At 63.9% G+C, this 17039-nt stretch carries 18 protein-coding genes, 1 tRNA gene and 1 other RNA gene; 9 read left to right on the top strand and 11 right to left on the bottom strand.

The window, feature by feature from the left end; translation table 11 throughout:
- Positions 1-39: 39 nt before the first annotated feature.
- From orn to ABH924_RS19570, 4 genes are all read left to right on the top strand, one after another.
- The gene (gene orn, locus ABH924_RS19585; RefSeq protein ID WP_404501531.1) at positions 40-657 is read left to right on the top strand and encodes an oligoribonuclease; all 618 of its coding nucleotides are present in this window, start codon (positions 40-42) and stop codon (positions 655-657) included.
- 130 nt (positions 658-787) lie between these two features.
- A tRNA-His gene (locus ABH924_RS19580) sits at positions 788-860 on the top strand.
- Between the two features lie 127 nt (positions 861-987).
- A complete protein-coding gene (gene def, locus ABH924_RS19575) occupies positions 988-1560 on the top strand; it encodes a peptide deformylase (RefSeq protein WP_234749907.1) in 573 nt (190 codons plus the stop codon).
- 3 nt (positions 1561-1563) lie between these two features.
- Positions 1564-2415 carry an acyltransferase domain-containing protein gene (locus tag ABH924_RS19570; protein WP_404501529.1) on the top strand — a complete coding sequence of 284 codons (852 nt, stop codon included), beginning with the start codon at positions 1564-1566 and terminating at the stop codon, positions 2413-2415.
- A gap of 25 nt (positions 2416-2440) precedes the next feature.
- Here ABH924_RS19570 and ABH924_RS19565 read toward each other — a convergent pair whose 3' ends face one another.
- The 4 genes from ABH924_RS19565 to rnpB all read right to left on the bottom strand — a co-directional run bounded on the left by ABH924_RS19565 (position 2441) and on the right by rnpB (position 5769).
- Complete coding sequence (locus ABH924_RS19565) at positions 2441-3238, bottom strand: HNH endonuclease family protein (protein ID WP_404501527.1); 798 nt, start codon at positions 3236-3238, stop codon at positions 2441-2443.
- Positions 3239-3339: 101 nt separating this feature from the next.
- Complete coding sequence (locus tag ABH924_RS19560) at positions 3340-3549, bottom strand: hypothetical protein (protein WP_404501525.1); 210 nt, start codon at positions 3547-3549, stop codon at positions 3340-3342.
- A gap of 86 nt (positions 3550-3635) precedes the next feature.
- Positions 3636-5132: a glyceraldehyde-3-phosphate dehydrogenase gene (locus tag ABH924_RS19555; RefSeq protein ID WP_404501523.1), complete on the bottom strand. Its 1497-nt coding sequence runs from the start codon at positions 5130-5132 to the stop codon at positions 3636-3638.
- 245 nt (positions 5133-5377) lie between these two features.
- An RNA gene (gene rnpB, locus ABH924_RS19550) (RNase P RNA component class A) lies at positions 5378-5769 on the bottom strand.
- A 105-nt stretch (positions 5770-5874) separates the two neighbouring features.
- Between rnpB and ABH924_RS19545 the strand changes: the two genes are divergently transcribed.
- Entirely contained in the window at positions 5875-6639 is a 765-nt protein-coding gene (locus ABH924_RS19545) for a YaaA family protein (RefSeq protein WP_404501521.1), read from the top strand.
- A gap of 72 nt (positions 6640-6711) precedes the next feature.
- On the opposite strand, the gene ABH924_RS19540 is transcribed toward ABH924_RS19545, so the two are convergent.
- Both ABH924_RS19540 and ABH924_RS19535 read right to left on the bottom strand, forming a co-directional pair.
- Positions 6712-7449, bottom strand: coding sequence for a zinc ribbon domain-containing protein (locus ABH924_RS19540; protein WP_404501519.1), 738 nt, complete (start codon positions 7447-7449; stop codon positions 6712-6714).
- A gap of 101 nt (positions 7450-7550) precedes the next feature.
- Positions 7551-8468 (bottom strand): Nif3-like dinuclear metal center hexameric protein, encoded by a 918-nt coding sequence (locus tag ABH924_RS19535; protein WP_404501517.1) that lies wholly within the window; start codon positions 8466-8468, stop codon positions 7551-7553.
- 146 nt (positions 8469-8614) lie between these two features.
- Between ABH924_RS19535 and msrA the strand changes: the two genes are divergently transcribed.
- The 3 genes from msrA (at position 8615) to epsC (ending at position 10785) form a co-directional block, all read left to right on the top strand.
- Positions 8615-9139 carry a peptide-methionine (S)-S-oxide reductase MsrA gene (gene msrA / locus ABH924_RS19530; RefSeq protein WP_059387765.1) on the top strand — a complete coding sequence of 175 codons (525 nt, stop codon included), beginning with the start codon at positions 8615-8617 and terminating at the stop codon, positions 9137-9139.
- Positions 9140-9214: 75 nt separating this feature from the next.
- Positions 9215-10150: a cysteine synthase A gene (cysK, locus tag ABH924_RS19525; protein ID WP_234749924.1), complete on the top strand. Its 936-nt coding sequence runs from the start codon at positions 9215-9217 to the stop codon at positions 10148-10150.
- A gap of 50 nt (positions 10151-10200) precedes the next feature.
- Positions 10201-10785: a serine O-acetyltransferase EpsC gene (gene epsC / locus ABH924_RS19520; protein ID WP_059387763.1), complete on the top strand. Its 585-nt coding sequence runs from the start codon at positions 10201-10203 to the stop codon at positions 10783-10785.
- Here epsC and ABH924_RS19515 read toward each other — a convergent pair.
- A complete protein-coding gene (locus tag ABH924_RS19515) occupies positions 10782-11615 on the bottom strand; it encodes an oxidoreductase (protein WP_404501514.1) in 834 nt (277 codons plus the stop codon). The genes epsC and ABH924_RS19515 overlap by 4 nt on opposite strands.
- A gap of 135 nt (positions 11616-11750) precedes the next feature.
- Complete coding sequence (gene gndA, locus ABH924_RS19510) at positions 11751-13187, bottom strand: NADP-dependent phosphogluconate dehydrogenase (protein ID WP_404501512.1); 1437 nt, start codon at positions 13185-13187, stop codon at positions 11751-11753.
- Between the two features lie 234 nt (positions 13188-13421).
- On the opposite strand from gndA, the gene ABH924_RS19505 reads away from it, so the two are divergent.
- Complete coding sequence (locus ABH924_RS19505; RefSeq protein ID WP_404501510.1) at positions 13422-14150, top strand: FadR/GntR family transcriptional regulator; 729 nt, start codon at positions 13422-13424, stop codon at positions 14148-14150.
- Positions 14151-14223: 73 nt separating this feature from the next.
- Here the strand turns inward: ABH924_RS19505 and ABH924_RS19500 are convergent, their stop codons facing one another.
- The 3 genes from ABH924_RS19500 to ABH924_RS19490 are packed head-to-tail and all read right to left on the bottom strand — an operon-like array spanning position 14224 to position 16978.
- The gene (locus ABH924_RS19500; protein WP_404501508.1) at positions 14224-15282 is read right to left on the bottom strand and encodes an L-idonate 5-dehydrogenase; all 1059 of its coding nucleotides are present in this window, start codon (positions 15280-15282) and stop codon (positions 14224-14226) included.
- Positions 15282-16052: an SDR family oxidoreductase gene (locus ABH924_RS19495; protein WP_404501506.1), complete on the bottom strand. Its 771-nt coding sequence runs from the start codon at positions 16050-16052 to the stop codon at positions 15282-15284. The genes ABH924_RS19500 and ABH924_RS19495 overlap by 1 nt, the downstream gene beginning before the upstream one ends.
- A 14-nt stretch (positions 16053-16066) precedes the next feature.
- A complete protein-coding gene (locus ABH924_RS19490) occupies positions 16067-16978 on the bottom strand; it encodes an NAD(P)-dependent oxidoreductase (protein WP_404501504.1) in 912 nt (303 codons plus the stop codon).
- Positions 16979-17039 lie beyond the last annotated feature (61 nt).

The raw sequence follows: 17039 nt of genomic DNA, 5'->3' as shown, positions 1-17039 counted from the left end.
CGCCACCGTTCCCATGCGCCCGAACGGTAGGCTGGGCGGGTGCCTATTACTAATGAACGCATCGTCTGGATCGACTGTGAGATGACCGGTCTCGACCTTGTAAACGACGCCCTGATCGAGGTCGCGGCCTTGGTCACCGATTCGGAGCTGAACATCCTGGGTGATGGGGTCGACGTCGTCATCAAACCCGAAGATGCCGCGCTTGAACAGATGAACGACTTCGTCCGCGACATGCACACCCGTTCGAAACTCCTGGACGAGCTCCCGCACGGCAAGACCATGGCCGAAGCCGAAGCGATCGTTCTGGAGTACATCGAGAAGTGGGTACCCGATCCGAAGAAGGCACCGCTGGGTGGCAACTCAGTCGGAACCGACCGGATGTTCCTCGCGCGGGACATGCCCAACATCGTCGAACACCTCCACTACCGGGTCATCGACGTCAGCACCATCAAGGAACTCTCGCGCCGATGGTTCCCCCGTGCATATTTCCAGTCGCCCGCCAAACATGGCGGCCACCGCGCGCTTGGTGACATCAAGGACTCCATCGACGAACTGCGCTACTACCGCGAGGCCGTGTTCGTCCCGGCTCCTGGTCCTGATACGGCAACGGCACAGAAGATTTCCAAGCAGATTGCAGCCGCCCCGGAAAGCACGTGATCTGCGGCACCTTTTCGGGAAATTTCAGCCAAACGGTCAAAAGTGGCAAAACCATCCCCTAAGACGGGGTATAGTTTTTGTCGTTGCCTTCGCAGCTAACGGGTCATTCCGAAAGCATAAAAGGCTCATGGTGGGCGTAGCTCAGTTGGCAGAGCGCCTGGTTGTGGTCCAGGAGGTCGCGGGTTCAACCCCCGTCGCTCACCCTCATGAGATCGGTAGCAGTTTATCGATCGCAGCCAAAGGCCGTACTGGTTATCCAGTGCGGCCTTTGCTTTGTCCCGGCCGATTTCGGCATCCGCTCCAGACCCGAGAACCAGAGGAACACCTGACATGACCGTCCTGCCAGTCACCATCTGGGGCGAGCCCGTGCTTCACCGCCGGGCGAGCGAGGTGGAAGAGTTCGACGACGAGCTGCGGACCTTGATTGCCGACATGTTCGAGACGAACGAAGCCGCCAACGGCGTCGGGCTGGCCGCACCCCAGGTAGGGGTTGGCAAGCGGATCTTCATCTTCAAATACGCGAACGACGACGACGCGCCGGACGAAGGCGTTCTGGTGAACCCGGTCCTCACCCTCTCCAAGATCCCCGGCGCCCTTCCCGATCCCGAGGAAGACGTCGAAGGCTGCCTGTCATTCCCCGGGGAGCACTACCCCTTGCAGAGGGCCGAATGGGCCCGCGTCCAGGGCTTCGACGGCGACGGCAAACCGGTGGATTTCGTGGCGACAGGCTGGTTCGCGAGGGTCATGCAGCACGAATTCGACCACCTTGACGGCAAGCTCTATGTGGACCGTCTGGCCGACCGCTACGCCAAGAAGGCCATGAAGCAGGCCAAAAAGAACGGCTGGGGAGTGCCCGGGCTGAGTTGGATGCCGGGTGTTGACCCGGATCCTTTCGGACACTGAGCGATGACCGGCACCGAGCAGGACGAATTGTTCAAGCTTCTCGACATCCACGGCGAGGACGCTTTTGCGTGTGCCTCGCTGCTGGCGTCACCTCCAGGAGACGGGACGCGACAGGCCCTTGCCAGCCTTCACGCCCGCCTGGGCGCCTTTCCAAGCAAGTCTGCCGCCGCGGATGGCTGCACGGAAACGGACTGGATCGGGGCGCTCCTGCGCTTCGCGCCTGTAGTCCACCGCCATCATCTGTCCCTTGGCATCCCGCCGGAATCCTCCGCCGCGATCCTGGCCGACGCGGGACTGAACCTTCGAATCAACCGAAGGGTTCATGGACGCTTCGGCTTGGACACGTGGGCGTGGCTGACCCTCCACATGGCCGGAAACATCTTCCGGATCGGCCGCTTGCAATTCCACCTTGTCCGCGGCGACGCGGGAGGCTCCGCCGCCGCAAGCGACTCCTGGGTACTGGGTGTCCACATCCCCGAGGATGGCGGCCTTTCCCCTGCCGTCGTGGACACGAGCTTCAGCCAGGCCAGGGAGTTCTTTGACCGATACTTCCCGGACAAGGCGGTCTCCGTGGCGAGCTGCGACTCCTGGATGCTGGATCCCTATCTGGCCCGGAAACTGCCGGACAGCAATATCGCAGCTTTTGCCCGCCGATTCACCCTGGACCGCTGCTCAGACGCTCCGAGCGACGCTGTCTACTTCACCTTCCGGCAGCGGGGCATGGAAAACCTTGATCGACTCCCCCGCGAGACCTCGCTTCAGCGGGTGGTGCTGGAAAGGATCGACGACGGCGGGGTCTGGCAACTTGGACACGGCCACTTGGTGTTTCCCCCAGCGCGGAGCAACCACGCTTGACGGGGGCGCCCGCGCCCTCAGGCGGCTACGTCGCCCTGATGGTCCGCTGACCGGGGCACGAGTCCAGGACGCGCCTCATGGCGTCTTTCTCCGCTTGGGTGACCCAGAGCCGGTACGCGGCTTTGACGGAAACCTGCCGGGCTACGTAATGGCAGCGAAAGCCCTTGTTGGCAGGGAGCCAGCTCGCGGCGTCGCTCGCGCCTTTCTTCACGTTGGCAGGACCGTCAACGGCAATGAGGTTGAGGGGGTCATTGGCGAGGCTTTGGCGCTGTTTGGCAGTGAGCTGCTGGGCACCCTTCTGCCAGGCATCCCCTAGAGCGACCACATGGTCGATCTGTACGGCCGAGCTGCTTTCGGAGCCCCTGCGGAAATGGATCTCCTGGCCGATGTAGGGCTCACGTAGCTCCCCGGAAGCGATCCTGCATTTGGAGCCCGCCGTGAACTCCGCTGCCGTAAGATCCCGCCTCAGGATGTCGTTCCGCGTATCGCAGCCGTTTCGGTCGACGTCGAGCCAAGCCTGGCCGAATTCGTTGCGGTCGTAGTTGTCCTTCGCTGCACGCCCCTTCACGGGAAGCGCCTCCAAGGCATCAACGGCCGAACCGACGGGTACCGGCTGAACAGCTTCCACCGGCTTCATCCATTTCGGGTCGAAGACAGGAGCTTCCGTTGGTCCATTGACTGGATCCTCGCCAACTGCGAACTGGCCGTTGGTGAAAAACCACCCAATGCCGGCAAGTCCACCCGCGATGATGAGAATCACCAGCACCCAGGCCTGCCGGGACTGGCGGCGGGCGCGCCGATAAGCGGCCCAGGTGGTGCTCAAGGGATTGCGTCCTTTCGGGGAGGAATACGTCCCTTGAGACTAGATGAGGCACTGATAGCCGACGACGATATCCACAGTGTGGAGGACAAGTCGGGCCGGGCTTACTGCTCCTTGGTGACGCGTTTCAGGTCTTCGGCCGCCAGCTCCAAAAGGGACCCCAACTGAATGACGCGGTCCTCGGAGATATCACCCGCCGCATGTGCGGCCTTGGCCTGGTCGAACAGGCGCTGGGCTTCTTTGAGGTTGGCGCGCGCCACGTCCAGGGCGTGTTCCAGGGTTGTTTCGTGGTCCAGAATCTTTTCGCTTTCCATGCGTCCATTCTGGTCAGGTTTCCCGGCTGATACCAGCGCATCAGCCGGGAAACCCCTGTGTCTTTCCTGGCCCTTTCCAGAGCCGGCTAGACGCCGGCGGGCTCCAACGTTGCCTTGGGCTCAATGCCCACAGCGACACTGCGTGCCGGGAACGACGGCGGGTTCACGCCGGCCATTTCCTCCATGACGCGCACTACCTGGCAGGAGTAACCGAATTCGTTGTCGTACCAGACATAGACCACGAGGTTCTTGTCATTGGCGATGGTGGCCAGGCCGTCCACGATGCCTGCTCGGCGGGAGCCGACGAAGTCCGTGGAGACGACCTCGGGCGAGTCGATGAAGTCGATCTGCTTGCGCAGTTCCGAGTGCAGGGACATCTCGCGAAGGTAGTTGTTGACCTCGTCCTTGGTGGTGCCGTTTTCAAGGTTCAGGTTCAGGATGGCCAGGGACACGTCCGGGGTGGGGACCCGGATGGAGCTGCCGGTCAGCTTGCCCAGCAGTTCCGGCAGTGCCTTGGCAACGGCCTTGGCGGCACCGGTTTCGGTGATGACCATGTTCAGCGCTGCGGAGCGGCCGCGCCGGTCACCCTTGTGGAAGTTGTCGATCAGGTTCTGGTCGTTCGTGAACGAGTGCACGGTTTCCACGTGGCCGTGGATGACGCCGAACTTGTCGTTGAGTGCCTTGAGCACCGGGGTGATGGCATTCGTGGTGCAGGAGGCTGCAGTGACAATCTTGTCCGAGTCCTCGATGGAGGAGTGATTGATGCCGTGGACGATGTTCTTCAGATCGCCCTTGCCCGGAGCCGTGAGCAGGACACGCGCGACACCCTTGCTCTGCAGGTGCTGGGACAGGCCCTCGGCGTCGCGCCAGCGGCCCGTGTTGTCGACCACCAGGGCGTTGTTGATGCCATAAGCCGTGTAGTCGATGGTGGCGGGATTGTCCGAGTAGATGACCTGGATCTGGACACCGTTGGCCGTGATCGTATTGGCGGCCTCGTCCACGCGGATGGTGCCTTCGAAGGAACCGTGCACCGAGTCGCGCCGCAGCAGGCTGGCGCGCTTGACGAGATCATTCTCGGCGCCCTTACGGACCACGATCGCGCGCAGGCGCAGGCCGTGCCCGCCGCCGGCCTTTTCGATCAGGAGGCGGGCAAGGAGCCTGCCGATGCGGCCGAAACCGTAGAGCACGACGTCGGTGCTGGTCCGGTCGTCCGCGCCGCGGCGCCCGACAACCTCGGCAAGTTCGGCGCGGAGGAAGGCTTCCAGGGGCGTTCCCGGGGCCTGGGCCTTGTACTTCTCGTTGAGGCGGGCGATGTCGATCGCAGCGGCCCCGAGTTCAAGCTCGGCCAGGGTGTTCAGTAGCGGCGCGGTTTCTTCGAGCAGGAGTTCGTCCTTGCTCATCCGGCGCGCAAAACGGTGGGCTTTCAGGATGTTCATCGACGACTTGTTGATGAGGCTGCGCCCGTGGATGCTCGTCACCACGTTGTTCTCACGGTACAGCCGGCCGATCACCGGAATCATGGCCTCGGCCAGCGCTTCGCGGCCCATCCACGTATCAAGACAAGAATCTGATGACTGGCTCACAGAACTACCTTCCTAGGGTCAGCTACATACGTCCTCGTACGTAGATGGCGGCCGCCCGGAGTAATCCTGCGGCACTGGCATCGGCGGGACTTCGGTCTGCCCGGACACCTCGAACGTTGCAAAGAAAAACCGCCGGCTGCGAACGCAGAACCGGCGGTGGAACTCCTACGTTCACTGTCCATTCTAAGGTCTGACACGGGACCCCTTGGCAGCCGGAATGCGTGAATTCACTCACACACGGCTGAGGGATGGGTTGACCGATACGCCGGGTTCTGTTCTCCCCCGCCGTTGCCGGCGAAGGAGTGGCGACCATCCATCTACGAACGCCGTTGCCGACGCCCTCCAGCGGCCTACCCGGACACTCGGGCGAGCAGCCCTCGATCGTGCCCTGTCTGGCCTTGCTCCGGGTGGGGTTTACCTAGCCTCCCTGGTCACCCAAGGAGCTGGTGGTCTCTTACACCACCGTTTCACCCTTACCTGCTGCCTGCCTGTGCTGGCACAAGCAGGCGCAGGCGGTCTATTCTCTGTGGCACTGGCCTGCGGGTTACCCCGAGTGGGCGTTACCCACCACCCTGCCCTGTGGAGCCCGGACGTTCCTCGAGCCACTCACGTGGCGCGCGGCCGCCTAGTCAACCCATCCGCCCTACAGTCTACCGGCGTCGGGCCCCCCGTATTTTCAGACGGCACCGCCGATCCGTTCTGCCCGGACAACCAGCGGCAGCAATACAGCTAATATCGACTGGTGCTGATTCTGCTGCCCCCTTCCGAAGGCAAGACCCCCGCTGCGAAGGGCTCCGCCGTCGATTGGGAGTCCCTGAGCTTTCCCGAACTCAACAGCTACCGGACCAAAGTGCTCGACGCGCTCGGCCTGGTCAGCGCGCATGAGGACGCCCTCGCCCTGTTGGGGGTGGGCGCGTCCTTGAAGGACGACGTCGAGCGCAATACCCGGCTCCACGCCGAACCCGCGGCCCCTGCCCATCAGGTGTATTCCGGTGTTCTCTACGACGCGCTGGGCTACAAGTCCCTGACCGCGGCGCAGCGCCGCAAGGCGGTGGAGTCGATCCTTGTGGTGTCCGCCCTGTGGGGCGCCATTGGCTTCGGCGACCGCGTGCCCGCCTACCGCTTGTCCATGGGAACGGCACTGCCCGACGTCGGACGCCTCGCGTCGTTCTGGAAGCCGCAGCTCACGCAGGCCCTCGCCTCGCGGGTGGAGGGCGAACTGCTGGTGGACTGCCGCTCCAGCACCTACGCCGCGGCTTGGGCTCCGCCCGCGGCGCAGACTGTCTCCGTCAACGTTTTTTCCGAGTCCAACGGCAAACGCACCGTGGTCAGCCACTTCGCCAAGCACACGCGCGGCGAACTGGCCCGGCACTTGCTGAGCCGTCGAGGCAAGGTGCCGGGGACGCCCGAACAGCTGCTCAAGGCAGCCTCGGAAATGTGGACTGCGGAGTTGGCGGAAGGAACGGCGCGCAAGCCGCACACCCTGAGCATCATCCTCCCCAACTAGCTCGCAGTAGGTGTCGTTTTCAGCCGTGAAAACGACATTAAATGCGAGCTAGTTGGGTGGGGAACAGGGCGGTTAGTTCCACTCGGCGGAGCGCACCAGGATGCAGCCCGAATCGGGGCAGAACACGATCTCGTCTTCGGCAGCGGCCTTGACCTCGGCAAGGTCGCCGGGGCTGAGCGTCATCCCCGAGCCTTCGGACTTGCCGTGGAACAGCCTGGCGGCCCCCACCCCACGCTTGGCAAGGGTCTTTTCGTAGATAGCCAGCATCCCGGCGTCGAGCCCTTCGGCGAAGCCGGTCCGCTGAGCGCGTACATCCGTCTCTTCGGCAACAATCTCGGCGATCGCGGCGTCCAGCTCGGCACGGATCCCGGAGAAGGAACCCTGGATGTCATCGACGATCTGCTGTTGCGCGGCCTGGCGCTCCCTGAGTCCGTCCAGGCGTTCCAGGATTTCCAGCTCGACATCCTCAAGGTCCGAACGTCGCTTGTTCAGCGAGGCGATATCGCTTTGCAGCGCAACGAGATCCTTGGAAAGTCCGGTGCCGCTGTTCAACCTGGCTTCGTCCCGCTCAATGCGGCTAGCCACTTGCTCGACGTCGGCCTCTGACCTGCGCAGCTCTGTTTCGGCGTCGTGGACGGCAAGTTTCGCGGTCCCGAGCAAGCCGTTGGCCACGCTGAGGGCGTCCTGAAGATCGGTGATGCGGGGGTCGGTCTCCAAAGTGCGACGGCGGTTCGCCAAGGATTTGAGCTTCGCATCCAACCCCTGCAGTTCGAGCAATTTCAACTGTTCCGCCGGTGCTGCCTTGGCCACGCTTACCTCCGCTTGATCGTGCCGGGGATGATATTCAGCCCCAGCCAGGCCTTGGGCCTGTTTGTTTCGACTCTAGCGCCTAGCGCGCTCCCTCGCCTCGCTTAGCAGGGAGTCAGAATGAAGTCCCAGGGATCGCTGTTGGTGGAAGCCACCCGGATCTCGACGTCGTGACCCTGGTCGGCGAGCACGTTGCCGAGCGCTTCGGCCGCGGCGGGCAGCCACAGCCACTCGCTCGCGAAATGCGATACGTCAACGAGGTACGGCCTGCCGTCAACGGCAGCTTCGCGGGCCTCGGACGCCGGGTGGTGCCGCATATCCGCGGTGACGTAGATGTCCGCCTGGCTGGCCCGGACGGCGTCGAGGAGACTGTCTCCGGCTCCGCCGCAAACAGCCACGCGGCGCACGAGCCCGTCCTTGTCCCCGGCGACCCGCACGCCACCGGCCACTGAGGGCAGGATCTCGAACACCCGCGCGGCGAAATCTCCCAGGGTCATGAGTTCGGGCAGGTCGCCGACCCGGCCGATGCCCTCTTCCGGCAGGCCGTGGGCCGCAGGAGCCAGCGGGACGACGTTGTCGAGCCCGAACGCGTCGGCGAGGACATCGGAAACGCCTCCGACGGCGGAGTCCCCGTTCGTGTGCACGGTCAGCAGCCCGGTACCTGACTCAATGAGCCGATGGACAGCAAGGCCTTTGGCGCTCGTGGCGGCAACGGAGGTGACGCCCTTGAGCAGCAAGGGATGGTGCGTAACGAGGAGCTCAGCGCCCCATTCAATGGCTTCTTCAATGGCGGCGAGGGTCGGATCCACAGCGAACATGACCTTGGTGACGGTGGCGGTTGGCCGTCCGACCACCAGTCCTACCTCGTCCCATTCCTCGGCGAGCGATTCCGGCCAGAGCTCCTCCACTGCCAATAAGACCTGACCTAGCGTAGGGGTGCTGGCTCTTGGAGTTCCGGCTGCACCATTCTCCGGTTCTTCGCCGGATCCTGTATCTGCAACCGCGGTGTTCACAGCTTCCATGCATTACATTCTTGCGCATCCGGCGGCCAAGTCGCGCTTGCCGCAACCGGACTGTTTGAGATTGTTGCCACTGGCCGGGTCTGCGCCGTCACAGTCCCGTAAGGTTGTGCGGGAATCATCCGGGACTCCCAGCCATTGAAGAGATCATGAAAACTTTTGTACTTGGTGGAGGCTGCTTCTGGTGCCTCGACGCCGTCTATCAGAAGACCAAGGGCGTCAGTTCCGTGGTTTCCGGTTACACGGGCGGGCACATCCGGAATCCTGACTATTACGATGTGTGCTCCGGAATGACGGGCCACGCGGAGGTCGTCGCCGTGACTTTCGACGAGGACATCATTCCGGCGGACATCATCCTTGACATGTTCTTTGCACTGCATGATCCCACCACGCTCAACCGCCAGGGCTACGACGTCGGAACCCAGTACCGTTCCTCGATGTTCTACACCACCACGGAAGAAAAAATCCTCTTCGAAGAGGCCATCCTCCGGAACCAGGAACTGTGGTCCAAGCCGATTGTGACCGAGGTCAGCAGGCTGCCGGAATTCTACGAAGCGGAATCCATCCACCAGGACTACTACGCCAAGTTCCCGGAGCAAGGCTATTGCCAGGTGATCATCAACCCCAAGCTCGCCAAGGCCCGGAAATATTACTCTTCGTGGCTCCGCGCGTAGCAGCGTGCAGCACCGCTCGTTAGGCTGACCTCAGCAGTAGCTATTTCAGCGAATTCAGAGAATAGGCATGATTACATGGCACGGATCTACGACGACGTCACCCAGCTGATCGGCGGAACCCCCCTGGTCCGCTTGAACAGGCTCACCGAAGGCTTGGACGCCACGGTTGCCGTGAAGCTGGAGTTCTACAACCCCGCCAATAGCGTGAAGGACCGTATCGGCGTCGCCATCGTCGACGCCGCCGAGAAGTCCGGTGCGCTGAAGCCGGGCGGCACCATCGTCGAGGGAACCTCCGGCAACACCGGCATCGCGCTGGCCCTGGTCGGCGCGGCGCGTGGTTACAAGGTCATCCTGACCATGCCGGAAACCATGTCCACCGAGCGCCGCGTCATGCTGCGCGCCTACGGTGCTGAGATTGTCCTGACCCCCGGATCGGAAGGCATGCGCGGCGCCGTCGAAAAGGCCCAGGAAATCGTGGCCAACACCGAGAACTCCGTCTGGGCCCAGCAGTTCGCCAACGAGGCAAACCCGGAGATCCACCGCACCACCACGGCCGAGGAAATCTGGGCAGACACCGACGGTGGCGTGGACATCTTCGTCGGCGGCGTCGGCACGGGAGGCACCATCACCGGCGTCGGGCAGGTCCTGAAGGAGCGCAAGCCCGAAATCCAGATCGTGGCCGTTGAGCCCAAGGACTCCCCCATCCTGAACGGCGGCGCCCCCGGCCCGCACAAGATCCAGGGCCTGGGTGCGAACTTCATTCCGGAAATCCTGGACACCAACGTCTACGACGAGGTTCTCGACGCAACCCTCGAGGACTCAGTTGCCACCGCACGTGCCCTCGGCACCAAGGAAGGCATCCTGGGCGGCATCTCGGCCGGCGCGGCCGTCTGGGGCGCACTGGAGCTCGCGAAGCGTCCGGAGAACAAGGACAAGCTCATCGTGGCAATCGTTCCCGACTTCGGCGAACGTTACATCTCCACGGTGCTTTTTGACGACATTCGCGGCTGATTGCGGACCCCGCGCAACCGCTTTCTTTCATTTCCTGTAGAAAGGTCTTTGTGAGCTTCTTCGCAAGACTTATGGAGGACCTCGAGGCCGCCCGGTCACATGACCCGGCGGCCCGAGGCTCGTTTGAGAACTTTTTTGCCTACTCCGGCCTGCACGCCATCTGGGCGCACCGCCTGACGCACAAATTGTGGCAAAACCCTGAGCTGCGCTTCCCGGCACGGCTCATTTCCCAGCTTGCGCGGTTCCTGACCGGGATCGAGATCCACCCCGGCGCGACCATCGGCCGCAGGTTCTTCATTGACCACGGCATGGGTGTGGTCATCGGTGAGACCGCCGAGATCGGCGAAGACGTCATGATCTACCACGGTGTGACGCTGGGCGGCCGTTCCTTGGCCAAGGTCAAGCGCCACCCCACCATCGGGGATCGGGTCACTATCGGAGCCGGGGCCAAGGTCCTTGGTCCCATCACCATAGGCGCCGACAGTGCGATAGGCGCCAACGCCGTCGTGGTCAAGGATGCACCGCCCGAGTCGATCATCACCGGCGTCCCCGCAACGTGGCGGCACCGTGATGCCAAGAGCGAAACGAAACCCGCCGTCGATCCCGCCGAGTACTACATCGAGTACCGGATCTAGCCGGAGAAGCGTTTGTAGGCGTTCCAGAAAACGGTGTCGAAGGCCCGGTCGGGAAGCACCCTCCGCAAGGCCAGGATGGTCCAGGCTCCCCTGCCCACCGGGTATCGGGTCCTGGGCCTTCGCGAAGTCGCCGCATGGACGATGGCGCCCGCCACGGTGCGCGGGTGCGTCGAAAGGGCGGTTCCCGATGTCGATGCCAGGGCGGCCGCCACGATCCCGGCCTGCTCGCGATACGGTCCATGTCCCGAGACCGTCAGCAGGCTCTCCCCCGCGATGGTTCCCCATTCCGTGTCCGTGCCGGCAGGCTCGATGATTGCGACGTCGATGCCGTGGGGCTTCAGTTCCAGGCGCAGCGAGTCGCTAAGGCCCTCGACGGCGAATTTTGTCGCGTGGTACCAGGCGCCCAGCGGTTCATACATTTTGCCGCCGATCGAGGACACGTTGATGATCCTGCCGGAAGCCGCAGCACGCATCACGGGAATCACCAGCTGGGACATCCGGGCGAGACCGAAGACGTTGACCTCGAACTGGCGCCGGCCCTCATCCAGCGGAACCTCCTCCAAGGAACCGTAGGACCCGTATCCGGCGTTGTTGACCAGTACGTCGATCCGTCCCTGATCAGCCAGGACAAGGTCCACGGCGGCCTTCATCGAGTCATCCTCGGTAACGTCCAAGGACAACACCTTGATTCCGTGGGCTTTGAGCGGCTCCATCTTTTCGACCCGCCGCGCCCCCGCGTACACGACCATTCCTGCCTTGCTGAGCTTGATGGCGGCTTCGAAACCGATTCCGGTTGACGCACCTGTGACAAATGCGACGCGTTGCGGCATGGACTGCTCCTCGTGTGACGGGTGGTGTTTTCCTTCAGGACGTACCTACGGCAAAGGCCGGCGCCTCCACAGTAACGCGGAGCCGCCGGCCTTTGACTTGAACAGAGTGGGGCAGGAAAGGGCCTGCCCCACTCGTCAGTGGGTGTCGACTGCGGAGATCTCGGACTTGTCTTCGCCCCACAGGGTGTGGAAGGTGCCCTCGGCGTCAACGCGGCCGTAGGTGTGCGCGCCGAAGAGGTCGCGCTGTCCCTGGATGACCGCTGCGGCGAGGCGCTTGCGGCGAAGTCCGTCGTAGTAGGCCAGCGAGGAGGAGAACACGGGAACCGGGATGCCCAGCTGGACAGCCGTTGCCACCACGCGGCGCCAGGCCGGCAGCGCGCCGGCGATCGCCTTGGTGAAAGCCGGGGCGAACAGCAGGTTGGCCGGCTTCTCTTCGGCTGCGTAGGCGTTGGTGATTTCCTTGAGCAGCTCGGCACGGATGATGCAGCCGCCGCGCCACAGCGAGGCGATTTCATCGAGCTTGAGGTCCCAGCCGTATTCCTTCGCGGCGGAGGTCAGCATGTCCAGGCCCTGGGCGTAGGACACCAGCTTGGAGGCGTAGAGCGCCTGGCGGACGTCCTCGACGAAGTTCTCGGGGACCTCGACGTCGATTTCCTCGCCCGCGAGCAACTCCTGGCCAAGCTTGCGCTGTTCTGCCTGGGAAGAGAGGGCCCGGGCGAAGACGGACTCTGCGATGCCCGAAACCGGGGAGCCGAGCTCGAGCGCGGAGATGACGGTCCAGCGGCCGGTGCCCTTCTGGCCGGCGGCGTCGACGACGACATCGACGAACGGCTTGCCCGTCTTGGCGTCGACGTGCCCCAGGACCTCTGCGGAGATTTCGATCAGGAAGGAAGCGAGTTCGCCCTTGTTCCATTCGGCGAAGATCCTGGACTGTTCGGCCGGCTCGATGCCGGCGCCGGAGCGCAGGAGATCGAAGGCTTCACCGATGACCTGCATGTCGGCGTATTCGATGCCGTTGTGGACCATCTTGACGAAGTGCCCTGCGCCGTCGGTGCCGATCCAGGCGCAGCAGGGCTTGCCGTCAACCTTGGCGGAGATCTTTTCGAGCAGCGGGCCCAGGGCGTCGTAGGACTCCTTGGAACCACCGGGCATGATGGAGGGGCCGTTGAGGGCGCCCTCTTCGCCGCCGGAAACACCGACGCCCACGAAGTGCAGGTCCTTTTCGGCCAGCGCGGATTCGCGGCGGCGGGTGTCCACGTAATGCGAGTTGCCGGCGTCGATCACGATGTCGCCGGGCTCGAGCAAGGGAACGAGCTGGTCGATGACGGCGTCAACCGGCTTGCCGGCCTTCACCATGATCAGGACGCGGCGGGGCTTCTCAAGGGAGTCCACGAGTTCCCGGAGGGTTTCCGTGCGGATGAAGTCCCCGTCCGTGCCGTGCTTGGCCAGCAGGGCGTCGGTCTTTTCGACGGAGCGGTTGTGGAGGGCAACGGTGAAGCCGTTGCGGGCCAGGTTGCGGGCCAGATTGGCGCCCATCACCGCAAGGCCGGTGACACCGATGTGTGCTGACATCAAAACTCCAATTCATTCTTGTGCATTGAGTCCTGCTAGGAGCGAGGAAACGCTTTCTAGAGCAGTAGCTGCAATAAACCATACGTATTCGGACCACGTCGGGGAAAGTTGCGCCCACGTTTTGGAAACGTCCGCGTCACAAAAGAGTCTATGTTGCGAGCCAGCGCCGTGGGGAGTTTCCCCACGCTCGGGGCTTCCGGTGGCGGAGCGGTCAACGCCACTATGCTTACGACTATGTCAACCAGTCTCCACTACCGCGCTGTCGAGCACCTGGGTACCAGGATCGTCGGCGGTATGCTCCCCACCGGTCACGTCATGTTGGCTGAGCACCTTGAGGAGGAGCTCAAAGTGTCGCGGTCGGTGGTACGGGAGGCCGTCAGGGTACTGCAGTCTTTGGGACTGGTTGAAACCATCAAGCGTGTTGGCATCCGGGTCCTCCCCGCGCACCGCTGGAATCCCTTCGATCCGCTTGTCATCCGCTGGCGGCTGGCCGGAGAAGGCCGCGGCGCACAGTTGCGCTCCCTCGCCGAACTCCGCTCCGCCGTCGAGCCTGTAGCCGCGGAACTGGCCGCGGAAAACGCTCCGGAGTCCCTGCGCAGCGAGCTGGTGGGCATCTCCCTGGCCATGCGGGAAGCAGGCCGTGCGGGCGACATGCCCACCTTCCTGGACCTCGACATCCGCTTTCACGCCCTGGTGCTCTCCGGTTCCGGCAATGAAATGTTCGCGAACCTGATCGGGCAGGTCACGGAGACACTCACCGGCCGGACGGTTCACGGCCTCATGCCGGAACATCCGAAGGAAGCGGCCCTGCAATGGCATCTGGATGTAGCCCAGGGCATCAGGGACGGAGACGGCGACAAGGCCCGCGAGGCCTCCTCCAACATCATGCGGGAGACCATCGCGGACCTGTCACCAGGCTGGGAAGGCCAACCACGGGTATTCGTTCCAGTCGAGCGGCGCTGACGGCTGGACCGCCAGCGCCGCCCGACTGGTCCGCTGATCGGCTGATCGGCTGGGAGGCTGATTGCCTGGGAGGTTAGGCCACAGGCTGGAAGTTCAGCAGGACCTTTCCGGATTCGGCAGAGTTCCTGGCCACCTCGAAGGCCTCCAGGCCGCGGTCCAGCGTGAATTCGTGGGTCACCACCGGATCCACGTAGAGCGAACCGTCCGCGAGCGCCGCAATGACCTCGTCGATCTCGTCGTTGAAACGGAAGGATCCGAGCAGTTCGAGCTCGCGGGTGATGGCCAGCGAAATGAAGACCGGCTGCGGTCCCGAGGGCAGCAGCCCGACCATGACCACTTTCCCGCCGCGTACTGCGCCCTTGATGGCCGACGCCAGCCCGAAGTGGCTGCCGGAGGACTCGATGACGACGTCGGCTTCCACGGCGGCGATTGCCTCTGCGTCATCGCCCTTGAGAACATCGTCGGCGCCCACTGCACGCGCGATCTCAAGAGGCTTGTCATGCATGTCGACGGCCACGATCCGGGTTGCCCCCGCGCGCTTGAGGACAGCGACTGCCAGCGCGCCGATCGGACCGCTTCCGATCACCAGCGCCGTCTTTCCGGCCACGTCCCCCGCGCGGGCGACGGCATGCCAGGCAACGCTGGCCGGCTCCACAAGCGCCGCCGTGCGCAAGTCCAGCGTGGACGGAAGGCTCCGGAGCATGCGGGACGGCAGGGTCGCGTAGCGGCTGAAGGCACCGTCCGTGTGCGGGTACCGTGCCGCACTGCCGAGGTAGGTGCAGCCCGGAGAAAGGTTGGGCCGGTCTTCCGGATACCTGGCCGCACCCGGGGCGGGGGTCGCGGGGTGGACGGCGACGGCGGTTCCGGCTGCCGGGCCGGTGCCATCGGCGGCCTGCTGGACAACGGTGCCGACGATTTCGTGACCGAGCACCATGGGAGCTTTGAGGATCGATTCCCCCGCCGCGCCATGGAGCCAGTAGTGCAGGTCCGAGCCGCAGATGCCACCGTAAGCGATCTCGACGACCGCCTGGTCAGGGGTGGGAACAACTAGGGCTATGTCCTCGATGCGAAGGTCGCCGGCGGCGTGGGCCACAACGGCGGGTGAAGACTGGGGAAGCTGGAAGCCGCTCATTACACGACCACCGTCATTCCGCCGTCGACGAAGATCGTCTGGCCATTGACGAAGTTCGAAGCCTCGGAAGCAAGCCAGACCGCCGGACCGGCGAGATCCGCCACGGTGCCCCATCGGTGGGCCGGCGTCCGGCCAAGGATCCAGGAGTTGAAGTCGGGATCGTCCACGAGGTTCTGGGTCATTTCGGTGTGGATGTAACCCGGAGCGATGCCGTTGATCTGAAGGCCGGAGGCCGCCCATTCGGCGGTCATGGCGCGTGTCAGGTTCCGCAGTCCACCCTTGGCGGCCACATAGGGGGCGATCGTGGGGCGCGCCAGGTCAGTCTGCACGGAGCAGATGTTGATGATCTTGCCGCGGCCCCGCGGAATCATGTGGCGGGCGGCTTCACGTCCTACGAGGAAGGCGCTCGTCAGGTCGGTGGTGATGACCCGCTCCCAGTCCTTCACATCCAGGTCCAGCATCGGGACGCGGTGCTGGATGCCCGCATTGTTGACGAGGATATCGAGGGGGCCGACGTTCTCCTCGACCCAGGCAACGCCGCGGGCCGCCTCAGTATCGCTGGTGACGTCGAACGCACAGCTGTGGATGCGGCCGGGCCCGAAGTCCGCCGCCATGGCGGCTTCCGCGTCCTTGAGCCGCTCCGTGTTGATGCCGTTGAGGACAACGGTGGCACCAGCGTCGGCCAATCCGCGGGCCAGCGCGTTGCCGATGCCGCGGCTGGATCCGGTAACGAGCGCCACGCGCCCGGTGAGATCAAAGAGTCCACTCATGGTTGTTTCCTTACTTAGTTCAGAGGGCTTAGGGAGGAGTCGCTGAGGTTGGCGATGGTCTGGCGGACAACTGCAAGGTCCTGGTCGCCAAGGCCCTGATCAATCAGTTCGCGGTAGAGTTCGACGCCGGCAGTCGCCATCGGGACAGCGGCACCGGCCGCTTCGGCGCTTTCGAGCACGAACTTGAGGTCCTTGTGCATGAACTTCGCTGGACCTGTGGGCGCGTAATCCTTGGCTGCCAGGCGTGGGCCGACAATCTCCAGGACCCGGCTTCCGGCGAGTCCGCCGGCCAGGACCTCGAAGAGGGCAGAAGCATCCATGCCCGAGCGCTCGGCGAGTTCGGCGGCTTCCGCGAGCGCCGCCGTCGTCGTCCCGACGATCAGTTGGTTGCAGGCCTTCGCCAGCGAACCGGCGCCCAGGTTGCCCATGCGGCGGACGGTGGTGCCCATGGATTGGAGCACGGGAAGCGATCGCTGGAAGTCTTCTTCGCCGGCTCCCACCATGATGGCCAGTGTGCCGTCCTGTGCGCCTTTGGTGCCTCCGCTGACCGGGGCATCGACGACGACGGCGTTCCCGCCACTTGCGCTATGGACCGCCCGGCCGAATTCCTGCACGGCGGTCGGGGACACGCTGCTCATGATGACCACCGTGGTTCCCGGAAGCGGCGCGTCCGAGCGCCAGGAATCGAGCAGAGGAGCTGCGGCATCCTGGATGTAGGAGAGATCCGGAAGCATGAAAATGATGATGGGTTGGTCCCGGAGCCCGGCAACCGACTCCGAACGTTTTCCGCCGAGCTTCTCCAATTCGGCGAGCGCTTCGGCGGAACGGTTCCATGCAGTCACCCCCCAGCCGTTGGCGAGCAGATTGGCTGCCATGGGGAAGCCCATGAGCCCGAGTCCCACAAAACCTGCGGTCTTGGAAGTCATCTTTCGCTTGCACCTCACTTCTTTGTGGTTCATCTTTCAAAAACTGTTCAATATCCTAGCC

The sequence above is a fragment of the Arthrobacter sp. GAS37 genome, assembly GCF_044908325.1.
Lineage (GTDB): Bacteria > Actinomycetota > Actinomycetes > Actinomycetales > Micrococcaceae > Arthrobacter > Arthrobacter ramosus.
The sequence above is the reverse complement of the archived record's forward strand: the minus strand, read 5'-3'. Positions and strand labels throughout refer to the sequence as shown.